Annotated in this window: 14 protein-coding genes; 13 read left to right on the top strand and 1 reads right to left on the bottom strand. The window is 63.6% G+C overall.

From position 1 onward, the window contains the following. The first annotated feature begins 19 nt into the window (after nt 1-19). The 7 genes from B5527_RS38810 (at nt 20) to cofC (ending at nt 6885) form a co-directional block, all read left to right on the top strand. Nucleotides 20-1267, top strand: coding sequence for a M20/M25/M40 family metallo-hydrolase (locus B5527_RS38810; protein ID WP_154072775.1), 1248 nt, complete (start codon nt 20-22; stop codon nt 1265-1267). A 69-nt stretch (nt 1268-1336) separates the two neighbouring features. Further along, nucleotides 1337-2104, top strand: a complete 768-nt coding sequence (gene cofE, locus B5527_RS38805) for a coenzyme F420-0:L-glutamate ligase (protein ID WP_079606199.1) — start codon at nt 1337-1339, stop codon at nt 2102-2104. Nucleotides 2105-2118: 14 nt separating this feature from the next. Next, on the top strand, nt 2119-3087 hold the full coding sequence (gene cofD, locus B5527_RS38800; protein ID WP_079607834.1) for a 2-phospho-L-lactate transferase: 969 nt from the start codon (nt 2119-2121) through the stop codon (nt 3085-3087). A 118-nt stretch (nt 3088-3205) separates the two neighbouring features. Further along, entirely contained in the window at nt 3206-4393 is a 1188-nt protein-coding gene (locus tag B5527_RS38795) for a M24 family metallopeptidase (protein ID WP_079606198.1), read from the top strand. Nucleotides 4394-4456: 63 nt separating this feature from the next. After that, complete coding sequence (locus tag B5527_RS38790; RefSeq protein WP_079606197.1) at nt 4457-5461, top strand: LLM class flavin-dependent oxidoreductase; 1005 nt, start codon at nt 4457-4459, stop codon at nt 5459-5461. A 51-nt stretch (nt 5462-5512) separates the two neighbouring features. Beyond that, nucleotides 5513-6175, top strand: coding sequence for an NADPH-dependent F420 reductase (gene npdG / locus B5527_RS38785; protein WP_079606196.1), 663 nt, complete (start codon nt 5513-5515; stop codon nt 6173-6175). A 98-nt stretch (nt 6176-6273) separates the two neighbouring features. Beyond that, the gene (gene cofC / locus B5527_RS38780) at nt 6274-6885 is read left to right on the top strand and encodes a 2-phospho-L-lactate guanylyltransferase (RefSeq protein WP_079606195.1); all 612 of its coding nucleotides are present in this window, start codon (nt 6274-6276) and stop codon (nt 6883-6885) included. Nucleotides 6886-6910: 25 nt separating this feature from the next. Here the strand turns inward: cofC and B5527_RS38775 are convergent, their stop codons facing one another. Continuing rightward, nucleotides 6911-7801, bottom strand: a complete 891-nt coding sequence (locus B5527_RS38775) for an IclR family transcriptional regulator (protein ID WP_079606194.1) — start codon at nt 7799-7801, stop codon at nt 6911-6913. 396 nt (nt 7802-8197) lie between these two features. Here B5527_RS38775 and B5527_RS38770 point away from each other — a divergent pair, with 396 nt between their 5' ends. From B5527_RS38770 to B5527_RS38745, 6 genes are read left to right on the top strand one after another with little or no spacing between them, the layout of a single operon-like run. Beyond that, the gene (locus B5527_RS38770) at nt 8198-9028 is read left to right on the top strand and encodes an ABC transporter ATP-binding protein (protein ID WP_245332422.1); all 831 of its coding nucleotides are present in this window, start codon (nt 8198-8200) and stop codon (nt 9026-9028) included. Nucleotides 9029-9039: 11 nt separating this feature from the next. Then, complete coding sequence (locus B5527_RS38765; protein WP_154072774.1) at nt 9040-9819, top strand: ABC transporter permease; 780 nt, start codon at nt 9040-9042, stop codon at nt 9817-9819. A 25-nt stretch (nt 9820-9844) separates the two neighbouring features. Continuing rightward, a complete protein-coding gene (locus tag B5527_RS38760) occupies nt 9845-10723 on the top strand; it encodes an FAD binding domain-containing protein (protein ID WP_079606191.1) in 879 nt (292 codons plus the stop codon). Continuing rightward, complete coding sequence (locus B5527_RS38755) at nt 10713-11189, top strand: (2Fe-2S)-binding protein (protein WP_079606189.1); 477 nt, start codon at nt 10713-10715, stop codon at nt 11187-11189. The genes B5527_RS38760 and B5527_RS38755 overlap by 11 nt, the downstream gene beginning before the upstream one ends. Nucleotides 11190-11191: 2 nt before the next feature. Continuing rightward, nucleotides 11192-13513, top strand: coding sequence for a xanthine dehydrogenase family protein molybdopterin-binding subunit (locus B5527_RS38750; protein WP_079606188.1), 2322 nt, complete (start codon nt 11192-11194; stop codon nt 13511-13513). 1 nt (nt 13514) lies between these two features. Then, complete coding sequence (locus B5527_RS38745) at nt 13515-14606, top strand: ABC transporter substrate-binding protein (protein WP_172842800.1); 1092 nt, start codon at nt 13515-13517, stop codon at nt 14604-14606.

Raw genomic sequence — 14606 nt, 5'->3', positions numbered from 1 at the left:
CGGAAGACAGGCGGTTTTGGTGAGCATCAAGATCAATCGTGACGAACTCGTCGATCTCGCACTGGCGCTGTGCAACATCGAGAGCCCGGCCGGTCAGGAAGCCGAGGTCGGCGACTACGTCCTCGACTGGATGAAGCGGGAGGGTTTCAAGCCGCGCAAGATCGGCATGATGCCGGAACGCTTCAACGTGCTGGGTACGCTGCCCGGCGAAGGCGACGGCTACAGCCTGATCTTCAACAGCCACCTCGATACCGGCCGTAGCAAGGAGGATCGCTGGAGCATCCGGGCACCCGAAGAAGGCATCAACCACGGCGCCTGGCGTGAGGGCGATACCTTGTTCGGCGAAGGCATTGTCAACGACAAGGGACCGATGGCGGCTTTCTTGATCGCCGCCAAGGCGTTGAAGGCCTCGGGCATCCGGCTGCGCGGCGATTTGCTGCTGTCCGCGGTGCCCGGCGAGATCGGCTACGAGGCCGTCGATGAATTCGAGGCACCAAAATATCTCAGCAAGGAAGTCGGCACCCGCTATCTGATCCAGCACGGCGGGGTCGCGGATTACGCCCTGGTCGCCGAATGCACCGATTTCGGCTATGCCGCCATCGAGGCCGGCAAGGCGTTCTTCAAGATCGTCGTGCACGGCGATCCGCAGCTCTACACGCCGTTCGTGCCGAACGCAGAAGTCGACGTCCATCATCCCAACGCCATCATCCGCGCGGCGCTGTTTGTACCGCGGCTGCAGGAATGGGCGCGCCAATACGAACAGCGTTTCGTCTACCGCTGCAAGGACGGCGTCATCGTTCCGAAGGCGGTGGTCGGCGCGATCCGCGGCGGCAATCCCTACCACGTCACGCGCACCTCCGAACTCTGCGCGGTCTATCTCGATTGCCGGCTGACGCCGGTGTCGGACCCGCTGGCGATCCGCCGCGAATTGCTGGATCTGCTCAAGGCACAGGACATTCCCGGCGAGGTCGAACTGTTCGTCTATCGCCGCTCTTACGAGGCCGGCGACACCGGCGTGCTGCTGGAAGGACTGAAGAAATCCCATGCGGCGAGTTTCGGCACCGAACTGCAACTGGCCGCGCCGGTGATCTCCAGCATGTGGCGCGACGTTTCGATCTTCAACGAAATGGGTATTCCTTCGATTACCTATGGACCGCCGCGCAACTTCAAGGGCCAATCGATGACGGTGGACGACATGGTCCGCACCGCCGAAATCTATGCCAATATCGCCATTGAGGTCTGCAGCACCGTGAAGCGGACCAAATAGCCTTGCCCGGCTTTTGATCTTCGGCCCTGGCGCGTCTATAGGGAGGGAATCCGCCCCAGGAGTCCGCTGATGACCAGGTCGATTACCTACACCGCGCTACCGAATATCCCGCTGGTGCAGCCGGGCGACGATGTCTGCGCAATCATCAAGGTCGGACTGGCGGACGCGGGGATCACACTGCAGGACGGCGACGTCATCGTGATCGCCCAGAAGATCGTCTCGAAGTCGGAGAACCGCTATGTCGATCTGGGGCAGATCGTGCCGTCCGTCAAGGCGCAGGAACTGGCTGAGGTGACAGGCAAGGACGCGCGGCACCTCGAAGCCGTGCTGTCAGAATCGTCGGAAGTGCTGCGTACCAGGAAGAACGTGATCATCGTCGCGCATCGGCTCGGCTTTGTGATGGCCAATGCCGGGATCGACGAATCGAACATCGCGCACGGCGAGGGCTCGGAGCGGGTGCTGCTGCTGCCGGTCGATCCCGACAAAACGTGCCGCGAGATCAAAGCGACGCTCGATCGGAGTTTTGCGGTTTCGGTGGGCGTCATCATCAATGACAGTTTCGGCCGGGCATGGCGTAACGGGGTGGTCGGCGTCGCGCTGGGAGCCGCCGGCATCTCCTCGCTGCAAAACCTGATCGGATCGCCCGACCTGTTCGGACGGTTGATGAAGGTGACGGAAGTCGCTGTCGGCGATGAGCTGGCTGCCGCCGCATCGCTGGTGATGGGGCAGGGCGCCGAAGGCACGCCGATCGTCCACGTTCGTGGCTTCCGGAACCGCGCACCGGAGAACGACGCGGCTGCGCTGATCCGTCCCAAGAACATGGATATGTTTCGTTGACCGGGGACGCAAAGATGCCGGTGCCGGATGCTGCCTTCAATCCGTCGAAAAACGTCGTCGCGATCTGTGGGGGCGTCGGCGGCGCCAAGCTCGCGCTGGGCCTGCAACAACTGCTCGGAGACAGGCTGAGCGTCGTCATCAACGTCGCCGACGACTTCGACCATATGGGTCTGCGGATCTGCCCCGACCTCGATACCGTGATCTATACGCTGGGCGGGCTGAGCGACGAGGTTCGCGGCTGGGGCCGCGCCGATGAGACCTGGAATTTCATGGCGGCGACCAAACAGCTCGGCGGCGAATGCTGGTTCGCGCTCGGCGACCGCGATCTCGCACTTCATGTCGAGCGGACGCAGCGTCTCGCCGCCGGCGAGACCCTGACCGAGGTCATCGCAGGCATCGCCAGCACGCTGGGAATTGCGCCCCGCCTGCTGCCGGTCACCGACGACAAGCTGCGTACCAAGGTCGCGACCGACGCCGGCGTGCTGGATTTCCAGCGCTATTTTGTCGAGCGCCGCTGCGAACCGGTCGTGAAGGGTATTTCGTTCGAGGGCGCCGACACTGCGCGGTTGAACCCGTCGGTGAGCGCGGCGCTGTCATCACCTCAACTGGGCGCCATCATCATCTGCCCGTCGAATCCCTATCTCAGCATCGATCCGATTCTGGCGGTCGCGGGTCTTCGCGATGCCATGACCCGCAGCGGAGCCCCCGTTGTGGCAGTTTCTCCGATCATCGGAGGCCGCGCCGTCAAGGGGCCGACTGCAAAGATCATGAATGAATTGAAGATCGAGACCACCTCCGCCTCGATTGCGAAACACTATGCCGGCCTGCTCGATGGCCTGCTGATCGACAGCGGCGACGCCGCCGACGTCGAGGGCATCGCGGCCCGCGTGCACGCCGCGCCGACGCTGATGACCGACCTGCCGTCGCGCGTCGCGCTGGCGCGAGAGTCGCTTGCCTTCGCCGAACGGCTGTCCAGGCACTGATGCGCGGTCCGCATTCCGGCTGAACGACGTGCCGCTGCATCAAGCGGCGTTGACTCGCACGCCGGAAGTTGCGACAGTAATTGAAACACTGTACCGATATTTGCACAGGCCCCAAGACATGCTGTTGAACGAAGCGAGGCTCGACGAGTTCCTGGCGAAGGCGTCGCTGGACGCGGTGATCGGCACCTCCCCGGAAAACGTGCTCTACCTGAGCGGCTACTGGGCGATGTCGCAGTGGGTTCGCCGCGGGCCGCAGGCCTATGTGCTGCGGCCCCGCAAGGGCCTCGGTGAGACGGCGGTCGTGACCAACACGTCGCTGCTGGATCTGGTCGCCGATCAAGATATCAGCGCGGACGTCCGCCGTTATTCCTATTTCAAGACCGACGTCGACTCGACCGCGGCGCTCAGCGCCGCCGACGCGCGCCATATCGCGCTGTTCTCCAGCGAGGCGTATCCCGGCCCGGTTGCGGCGCTGGCCGCCGCGATTAATCAGCGCGGCCTCACCAAGGCACGGATCGGAATCGATGAGATCGGTATCACGCCGCAATGCATGGAGCAGCTTGTCGCAGCTTTTCCGGACGCTACCTTCGTGCGGGCATTTGCGCTGATGGAAAATGTCCGCGCCATCAAGACGCCGGATGAGATCGTCCGGTTGCGCCGCGCCGCCAGCATTTCGGAGCAGTCGATCGAGGCGGCGCTGGGCGCCGCTGCGGTCGGCATCACCGAAATCGAGATGGCGCGGGTTTTTCACAGCCGCACCACGATGCTCGACGGCGTTCCGGTCACTGGCTGCATCGGCTTCGGCGACCGCAGCGCCATGAGCAACGTGCAGCCGTCCAGCCAGGCCTTGAAAATGGGCGATGTGATCCGTTTCGATGTCGGCTGCCGCTACCAATACTACCGCTCGGATATTTCGCGGATCGCTGTCATGGGCGAGCCCTCGTCAAAATTGCGGTTGTATCACGATGCGCTCTACAAGGGCGTGCAGCGCGCCTACGAGATTCTCAAGCCCGGCCTGAAGATCTCCGAATTGTTCCGGCAGGTCGTCGACACCGTTCAGAAGGAAGGCATCCCGCATTACAACCGCAGCCATGTCGGCCACGGCATCGGCATCGAAGGCTATGATCCGCCGAACATCGCCGGCGACTCCAGCGATGTGTTCGAGGCGAACATGGTGATCTGCGTCGAGACGCCATATTACGAACTCGGTTTCGCCGGTCTGCAGGTCGAGGACATGATGCTGGTCACCGGGGACGGCGCCGAATCGCTGATGGCCCGGGACGGCAAATTGCGGGTGCTCGCGTGACGCGGATGCGAGCCCGCTGATCGACCGCGGCGGGGCGGCCCTGATAGAAACCAAGGAAACGTCATGAAGTTTTCGGTATGTTTGTCGACCGGCTATGAAGGCCTCGCCTACCCGATCCCGTTCTGCGCGCCGCAGGACCTCGTCAAGACCGCGGTGCTCTGCGAGAAGCTCGGCTATGATTCGGTGTGGGGCAACGACCACATGACCACGCAGAACTATGTCCGCCAGCTGTTTCCGAATTCGCCGCCGAATTTCTACGAGCCGCTGATTACGCTGGCGATGATCGCACAGGCCACCACGACGTTGCGCGTCGGTACCGCGCTGCTGGTGCTGCCGATGCGCGAGCCGGTCTATCTTGCCAAGCAGATCACGACCATCGACCAGTTGTCCGGCGGCCGCTTCATGATGGGTGTCGGACTCGGTGCCTATCGCGAGGAATTCGAGGCCTGGGCCGGCGACAAGGCCAAGACCTTTCGCCGCGGCGACATGATGGACGAAGGCCTAAAGGCATTGCACACCCTGCTGACCGACAAGGTGTCGACCCATAAGGGACCCTATTACTCGTTCTCCAATGTCGAGCTGTTTCCCAAGGCGGTGCAGAATCCGTTCCCGCTCTATATCGGCGGCCACAACCTGGCGTCGATCGAACGCGCCGCGCAGGTCGGGCAGGGCTGGTTGCCGGGCTGGCGTCCGTTCAACGAGATCGATGAGCGCATCAAGCAGCTCAAGGGCCGCGCCGCCGAGCTTGGCCGTGATCCGGGCTCGATCGAGATCGCGCCGCAGTTTTCGCTGCTGCTCGGCAAGACCGACGAGCAAGCCGAAAAGACCTATATGCAGAGTGGCCTCGTGCATCACCGCGTCTCGCTGGCCTATACCGGCCGCGATCCGAAGCACCAGGTTACGGCGAACCTGGTGGGATCGCCGGCGTCGGTGATCGAGAAGATCCAGACGCTGCGCGCCATGGGCGTCGATCATTGCGCGGCGATGGTGGTCGCCGTCAATTCGCTGCAGGAATACAACGAACAGGTGCAGTATTTCGCCGAAGAAGTGATGCCGCACGTCAAGTAAGCGCAAACGTTCGGCGCGCTGCCGCGCGAAAGCCAATTCGAAGGATGACCGATGTCAGAGCAGAGAACGATCGCAGTGATTGGCGGCACCGGCGCCGAAGGCAGCGGCCTCGCGCTGCGCTGGGCCAATGCCGGCCATCGGGTCTTTATCGGTTCGCGGGACGCCGCCAAGGCGCAGGCCACCGCGGATGAACTCAATGCCATCCTCGGAACGTCTGCTCTGTCCGGAGCGACCAACGCCGATGCGGTCGCGCTGGCGGACATCGTGGTGCTGACGGTTCCCTACGCGTCGCAGCTGTCCACCGTCGAAGGCCTTGCCGGCAACCTGGAGGGCAAGATTCTGGTCGATGTCACCGTGCCGCTGGTGCCGCCGAAAGTTTCCACCGTGCAATTGCCGCCGTCGGACTCCGCCGCGGTGGCGCTGCAGACCCTGGTCGGCCCGGGCGTGAAGGTGGTCTCCGCCTTCCAGAACATTTCGGCGCACAAGCTGAAGAAGCTCGATCACAAGATCCCCTGCGACGTGTTGGTGTGCTGCGACGACAAGGACGCGCGTCTGATCGTCGTCGGCCTTGCACAGGATGCCGGCCTCCGCGGCATCAATGCCGGGCCGCTGGCGAATTCGACCGTGGCCGAAAGCCTGACTTCAGTGCTGATCTGGATCAACCGCACCTACAAGATCCCGGACGCCGGCATCGTCATTACCGGCCTGGACTAATATCTTCGGCGCGGCGCCGGTTTGGCCCGCTTCTCGCATTGGTGTTGCAGAGCCGGTATAGTCGGGCTCCATTACGGAACCGGCAGCAGACATCTGACATGAAACCGCTCGCGATCGTCATTCCCGTCAAGTCACTTCGGGAGGGGAAATCCAGGCTTACCGAAGTCTTGCAGGCGGACGATCGCCATGCGCTCAATTCGCGGTTGTTGACGCATACGTTCGACCAGGTCGCGCAGATGGTCGACATCGCCGACGTCTATGTCGTCAGCAAATCGCCCGACGTTCTCGCCGAAGCGATACGCCGCGGTTTTACCGCATGTCCTGAATCGGACCTCTGCGAGCTGAATAGAGCCATAACGCTGGGTGCGAAGCAGGCCGAGGCTCGCGGTGCGACGGAGATCATGGTTCTGCCGATCGACCTGCCCTGGCTTTCGTCAAGTCGCTTGCGGCATCTGATCGATGAATTTCGAGCCGATTGCGACGCGATGATCGTTGCCGACCGCGCCGGTGAGGGCACCAATGTGTTGCTGTGGCGTCCGATCAGGACGGCAAGCTTTAGATATGGCATTGGCAGCGCAACGAAGCACGCTGACGCCGCCAAAACCCTCGGCTATCGCGTCGTGATACGGCAGGATCGATACCTGTCGTTCGATCTCGATACACCGCAGGACCTGAAAATCTGGTCGCGCAGCGAGGCCCTGTCGCCGTGAGCGCGCCAATCGACCCGACAGTGAACTAGGTGCCGACCGGACGCGCGGTGCGGCGCTTTGGCGTCGCCATGGTGGTCGCGTTGACGACCGGCTTGCGGGTGGCCGCCGGCTGAGCTTTCCCCGGCAGGAAAATGCCACCGTCGATCCGTGCGCCGAGCCGCCGCGAGGCATTGTTGGCAGCTTCGACCACCAGCTTGATGACGCGGTTGCGCTCCTTCTTGGTCAGCCCCGAACTCGGCACGCCGCCGCTCAGCGCGCCGATCGGCCTGTTCTCGGAATCCCGGACGATGGCGCCGGCAGAATAGACGCCATAGCGGTTTTCCTCGTCGTTGGTCGCATAGCCCAGTATGCGAACCTGCTTCAATTCCGCCAGCAGGTGCGGGATCGAGATCTTGGTCTGGTTGGTAAGGCGCGGCAGCGAGGCTTCTTCCAGCAGATGCCGAACCTGGCTATCCGGCATCTCGGCCAGGATCGCCTTTCCCAGCGCCGTCGAATGCAGATAGGTCTGCGAGCCCGGCCGATGGGTGAGGGCGATCGGTCCGTTGCTTTGCACGGTCGCGAGATACACCACCGCGTGGTCGCGCAGCACGCCGAGGAAGCCGTTGATGTGCAGGTCCGCGAGTGCATAGAGTTCCGGCATCACGGCAGAATGAATGCTGTTCTGGGCCACGAAGGCGTTGCCGACCTGGAACGCGCGATAGCCGATGGTGTAGCGCGAGGCCTCGCCGGTCTGCTCTAGATAGCCGGCATTCGCCAACGTGCGGACCAGGCGCTGGGCAATGCTGGGCGCCACGCCGAGCTGGCGGGCAATTTCCCGGACCCCGAGCGGCGATGATGTCGATGACAAGAGATCGAGCACCGCGAGCGCCCGCGCTACGGATTGATTCTCGGATGGCGATTTTTCGATGACAGTCATGAAATTCCCGGCTTCGCCTTATGCATGGGCTGATCTGTCGCACCCCTGAATCGAATCGAACTATCGTGGTCCGTCACGTTCTTCGAGCCCGTATCATTACGGCCCACGCTTTCATGCCGGCGCGTTGCAACATCATGCGGCATCGCTGCTCAATAAACAGCCGGGCGTCGCGCTACAACTCGTCACCCGCCGGGAAGCTCCATAATCGCAGAACTTTTGCCGACACGATCGCCCGACCACAGCCCCTTGCCGCGTTCCGCACTGCGCGGAATACAGCGTTGACGAACCGGCATCGGCGCGCCTACTGTTGTTGGAACAGTGTACCGGTATTGAGCACGTAGGGCAATACCGTTGATGGGAAACCTGACGGGGTTCGATGCGCGTACGGAACTTCTCATGAATGTGTCAATGGCGAAGGATGCGCCGATTCCGGGAGGCTTGCGCGAATCCCGCCTGATCGACATCGCGTCGCTCGACAAGCGGTTCTCGTCGCGCTCGGGAGAAGGCGTCGTCGCGCTGTCCAGCGTCAATCTGTCGGTCGCCGAGGGTGAGTTCATCTCCGTCGTCGGTCCCAGCGGCTGCGGCAAGACCACGCTGCTACGCATCCTGGCCGGGCTGGAAGCGCCGACCGGCGGCAAGGCCACCATTGCCGGCAAGCCGATCCGCGGTCCGCGCGATGATGTCTCGGTGGTGTTCCAGGCCGCCACATTGCTGCCGTGGTACAACGTCCTCGAAAACGTGCTGCTGCCCGCAAGGCTCAAGGGCGACGTCTCGGCCGAGACCACCGCGCGGGCGCACGATCTGTTGAAGCTGGTCGAGCTATCGGACTTCGGCAGGAAATATCCGTTCGAGCTTTCCGGCGGCATGCAGCAGCGCGTGGCAATCTGCCGGGCGCTGATCCGAAACCCGAAAATTCTTCTGATGGACGAGCCGTTCGGCGCGCTCGACGCCATGACGCGCGAGACCATGAACGTCGAATTGATGCGCTGGTGTTCCGGAGAGAAAAAGACCGTGCTCTTCATCACCCACAGTATTCCCGAGGCCGTGCTGCTGGGCGATCGCGTCGTGGTGATGTCGCCGCGCCCCGGCCGCATCTCCAGCATCCTCGATGTCGGTTTTAAGCGCCCGCGCGATCTGAAGACGCTGGCGTTGCCGCAGTTCGGCGCGCTGTGCGACGAGGTTCGGACCATCTTTGGTGCGGAATCCGCCCGCGCCCGCGATCTTTGAAAGGCAACAGCATGACCTCGAAGTCGATCCGGGCGGCGCAATCTCTGCTTCTGCTTTGCCTCGTCGTCGGCGCGTGGGAAGGCATCAGCCGCGTCTTCGACATCTCGCCGCTTGTGATGCCGATGCCGAGCGCCATCGCAGAGCGCTTCGTCGAGCTGATCCAGACCGGCGAGATCTGGCCGCACTTCGCCGCGACGCTGACATCGATCTTGAGCGGGCTGTTCGCCGGGGCTCTCGCGGGTTTGCTGTGCGGCAGCCTGATCGCCACCGTGCCGGTGCTCGATGAACTGATCTACCCGTATCTGGTGGCGTTGCAGACCGTGCCGAAGATCGCCATTGCGCCGCTGTTCGTATTGTGGTTCGGCTATGGCCTGACCTCGAAGGTCATCATTACCGCGCTGCTGTGCTTCTTTCCGGTGCTGGTGAGCGTGATCGCCGGTTTCCGCTCGATCGACCTGAACCAGCTGGAGATGATGCGCGCCTTCGGGGCGACGCCAATGCAGACCTTGCGCCACTTGCGGATTCCATCGGCACTGGTGATCATCTTCGCAGGTTTGGAGATCGCGTCGGTGCTGGCGGTGATTGGCGCCGTGGTCGGCGAGTTCGTCGGCGCCCAGGTCGGCCTCGGCTATCTGATCTCCGCGCTGAACTTCAATCTCGATGTCGCGGGCATGTTCGCCGTGCTGATCTTCCTCGCCATCATCGGATTGACGCTGCACGGCCTCGTCAAATACGCGAAGGGCCGCCTGGTGTTCTGGGTGCGGTCCGAGCCAGACAGGATTCTGGGCTGATGATGGGACCGGAGCGCGCCTGGACATGAAGCTGCCCGACATCGACTACGCACGCCCGACGTCGCTCGACAGCGCCGTGCGGCTGCTCGCCGATGTCGATGCCAGGATTCTGGCCGGCGGCCAGAGCCTGATTCCGATGATGGCCTACCGGCTGGCGACGCCGAGCCTGTTGGTAGACATCGCTCGCATTCCGGGTCTGGACAGAATCGGCTTTGACGCGGACGGCGTCACGCTCGGCGCGCGGGTGCGCTGGCGCGACATTGAAAACGAACCGCTGCTGGCGACCGGTCATCCCCTGTTGTGCGCCGGCGTCAGCCATATCGCGCACTATCAGATCCGCAATCGCGGTACCGTCGGCGGCAGCCTTGCCCATGCCGATCCCGCGGCTGAACTGCCCGCCATCGCACTCGCCTGCGACGCCGTGATCGTCGTGTTCGGCGCCGACGGCCGTCGCGAGATGGCGGCACGCGATTTCTTCGTCGGACCGCTGACCACGGCGTTGCGGCCGACCGACATCATCACCGAGGTCCGGCTGCCGGCGTGGCCGGACGGCCGCAAATTCGCCTTTGAGGAATTCGCTCGCCGCCGCGGCGATTTTGCATTGGCGGGGGTTTGCCTGGCCTACGACCTGAATGACCATGGCGCCGTCGTCGATCCCCGCGTGGTCGGTTTTGGCGCGACCGAGATGCCCTCGCGCATCGCCGAATTGGAACAGTTTTTGCGCGGACGGCGACCCGACCTGGCGATGTGCGAAGGCGCGGCCAAGGTGGCCAGCGACGCCATCACTCCGATCGGCGACATCCATGCCTCGCCGGCCTATCGCCGTTCACTGTTCGGCACGCTGGTCGAACGCGTATTGCTGAAATCCATGTCCCGGACCGCAGAGGACGCGCATGGACATTAACTTCATCCTCAATGCGCAGAAGGTTAGCGGCGACGTTCCGCCGCGGCTGACGCTGGCCGACTTCCTGCGAGACCGGGCCGGCCAGACCGGAACGCATCTCGGCTGCGAACATGGCGCTTGCGGCTCCTGCACCGTGATCGTCGACGGTGTCGCGGTGCGCTCCTGCCTGATGCTGGCGGTGCAGGCCGATGGCAGCGAGGTCGTCACTGTCGAAGGCCTTGCGCCCGGCGAAGACCTCTCGCCGCTGCAGGCCGCGTTTCGGAAACATCACGCCCTGCAGTGCGGTTTTTGCACCCCGGGCATCCTGACCACGATGCATGCGCTGCTCACCGAGGAGCCCGACGCCGGCGAGCAGCGGATTCGCGAGGTACTGTCCGGCAATATCTGCCGCTGCACCGGCTACCTTCCGATCGTCCATGCCGTGATGGATGCATGTAGCGCGTATCGGCCGGCGGATCGGGACTGACCATGCGCATGACCAACACGCTGGTGGGCAGCCCGGTGCAGCGCACCGAAGACCGGCGCTTTCTCCGCGGCGAGGGGCAATATGTCGCCGACCTGAAGTCCGACCGCACCACCTACGCCGCGATCCTGCGCAGCAGCGTCGCCCATGGCCGGTTGATGGCCATCCGTGCCGAGGCGGCGCTGGCACTGCCGGGCGTGCGCGCTATCATCACGGCATCGGATATGCCGTCGAGCGTTCAAAAGATTCCGCTGCGGCAGCAGGTGCTCGATGAGGGGCTGCCGTTCCTGCAGCCGGTGATCGCCGACACCGTCGTGCGCTATGTCGGCGAACCGATCGCCGTCATCATTGCCGACGATCTGTCGATCGCCGAAGACGCCGCCGCGCTGATTGAAATTGAGATCGCGCCGCTCGATGTGGTCCCGGATATGGCCAGCGCCTCCGCTGATCGCGTCCTGCTGTTTCCCGATGCCGGCAGCAACCGGCCGATGACGTTCACGGCGGCAAAGGGCGATGCCGATGCCGCTTTCGCCTCGGCCGACTATACCCGCCGCGAATCCTTCAGCGTGCAGCGCCATGGCGCCATGCCGATGGAGACCCGCGGCCTGTTCGCCGACTGGGACGAACGCAAACGCCATCTCACCGTGCATGGCGCCGCCAAGGTGCCGTTCTTCAACCGGAGCCTGTTGGCGCGGATGCTCGGGCTGGAGGTAGCGGCCGTCGACATGATGGAGGTCGACGTCGGCGGCGGTTTTGGCGCGCGCGGCGAGTTCTATCCGGAAGATTTCCTGATTCCGTTCTGCGCGATGCATGTGAAACGTCCGGTGCGCTGGGTCGAAGATCGCCGCGAGCACTTCACCGCGATGAATCACGCCCGCGACATGTCCGCGGAGATCGAGATCGCCTGCACGCGCGACGGCACCGTGCTGGGACTGCGCGGCACCATTCATGTCGATCTCGGCGCCTATGTCCGAACCAATGGCTTCACCGCGCCGCGCAATGCCGCGCAGTTTCTCTCCGGCCCCTATCACGTGCCGAATATCGCGGTCGATGCCGCGGTGTTCATGACCAACAAGACGCCGGCCGGCACCTATCGCGGGCCCGGCCGCTTCGAGGCCAGCTTTTTCTGCGAGCGGCTGTTCGACATGGCGGCGTTCGATCTTGGCATCGACCCCGCCGAGTTTCGCCGCCGCAATGTCGTGACCGAAGCGCAGATGCCCTACAAGCTGGCGCGGATGCGGCATATCGATCCCAGCGCGGAGACCGAATGCGACGGCGGCGCCTATGAGATGGTGCTCGATCGCTGCCTTGAGGCGTTCGACTGGAAACGGCGTTCGAAGCGCCAGGGCGAACTGATCGACGGCCGCCATCACGGCTATGGGCTGGCGATGTTCATCGAAGGCGGCTCTGCCGGCCCGCGCGAAGGCGCCAGGATCACGCTCAACGGCGATGGCACGGTGACGGTCGCGGTGGGGTCGTCGGCGCTCGGGCAGGGACTGGAAACGGTTCTGGGGCAGATCGCCTCCGACGCCCTCGAAGTGCCGATGGACCGGATCAGGCTGCTGCACGGTTCGACCACGCTGGTCACCGAAGGCTTCGGCTCGTTCCATTCGCGCTCCACGGTGATGGGCGGCAACGCGGTGCTCGTCGCCGTCGAGGCGCTGAAGGCGGAAATCCGCACCATCGCGAGCGGGATCTTCCAGTGCGCGCCGGATGCCGTCGACGTCAGCGAAGGCGCGGCCCGGCACAACAACCGCGTTCTGACCTTCGCCGAACTCGGCGCGCTCGGCGTCGTTGCGGAACGCAGTTTTTCAAACTCAAAACACACCTACAGCTACGGCGCTCATGCGGTGCATGTCGCGGTGGATCCGCGCACCGGGCATGTCGAGATTCTGGACTACCTGACCGTCGAAGACGTCGGCCGGATCATCAATCCGGCGACGCTGCATGGCCAGGTACTGGGCGCCGTGGTGCAGGGCCTCGGCAGCGTGTTCCTAGAGCAGATCCATTACGACGATCAGGGCCAGATCCTGACCGGATCGTTCGCCGACTATCTGCTGCCGACCGCCGATGATTTTCCGAATATCCGCTCGATCTCGCTGGCGTTGCGGCCGTGTCCGAACAATCCGCTTGGCGCCAAGGGCGCCGGCGAGGGCGGCCTGATTGCCGTCGGCGGCGCAGTCGGCAATGCCATTGCCGCGGCGCTGCGGCCGCTCGGCATCGAGCCCTGTCACCTGCCGTTCAGTCCGCCGCGGCTGTGGCAGCTCATCGAAGACAAGCGCCAGCCGGCGCGCGGGACATCCCCATCCACAAGAACGGGAGTTTGACATGACCATGCCGAAATCGATCCGCGCGCTGGCCCTGCTGGCGACCGGCCTCTGCCTGCTGGCGGGTCCGGGTCAGGCCGCCGACATCAAGATCAAGGCGCTGATCCCCGCCAAACTGATCAACGAGGCGTTCTCGCCATTAAGCGTCGCGAAATATCTCGGCTACTTCACCGAGGAAGGCCTCGACGTCAATCTGATCGCGGTCGGCGGCTCCAATGAAGTCGCGCTGGCGGTCAGCACCGGCGCCGGCGACATCGGTCTTGCTTCGCCGGGCCAGGCGCTGGTCGGCATGCAGTCACCGGGGGCGCTCGATCTCGAATACTTCTACGAGGCCAACTACCGCAGCATCTGGTCGGTCACCGTGAAGCCGGACAGCCCGATCCGGAGCATCAAGGATCTGAAGGGCAAGAGGATCGGCATGGCCGCGATGGGCAGTGCGGCGGCGACCTTCGGCAAGGCGCTCGCCGCGGAAGCCGGGCTCGATCCCGTCAGAGACATCAGCTTCATCGCCGTCGGCAGCGGCGCGCAGGCGGTCGGTGCCTTGAACCTGAATGCAGTCGATGCGCTGATCTTCTCAACCCAGGAGACCAACAAGTTCGAAGCCAACGGTTTCAAGATTCGCTACCTGGATACGGGCGAGGGCTTCGCCAGTCTGCCTGACGTAGGCCTCGTCACCCGCCGCGAAGTCCTTGCCGACAATCCGAAGATGCTGACGGGCTTTGCGCGTGCCGTCGCCAAGGGCTACGTGTTCTCGGTGGCGAACCCGGCTGCGGCGGTGAAGATAAGCTGGAAGCTGTTCCCGGAATCCGAGCCGAAGAATGTCAGCCCGGAAGAGGCGTTGAAGGGCGGCATCATGGTCAACACCAAGCGGATGGAAATCTGGGATTCGCCGAAGACCAAGGGCGTCTACGGACTGTTCATCGACGCCGACTGGAAGCGCCTGGTCGACTTCATGAAGACCAATGGCATCCTGAAGGAAGAGCTGCCGCTCGATCGCATTTTCACCAATGCCCTGATCCCCGAGATCAACAAGTTCGACCGCGAAAAGGTGCGCAAGCAGGCGAGGGACTTCGACCTCGTTACGATGAAATAA

This window comes from Bradyrhizobium erythrophlei, from assembly GCF_900129425.1.
GTDB classification, from domain to species: Bacteria; Pseudomonadota; Alphaproteobacteria; order Rhizobiales; family Xanthobacteraceae; genus Bradyrhizobium; species Bradyrhizobium erythrophlei_C.
This window is presented reverse-complemented; position numbering and strand designations above follow the sequence as displayed.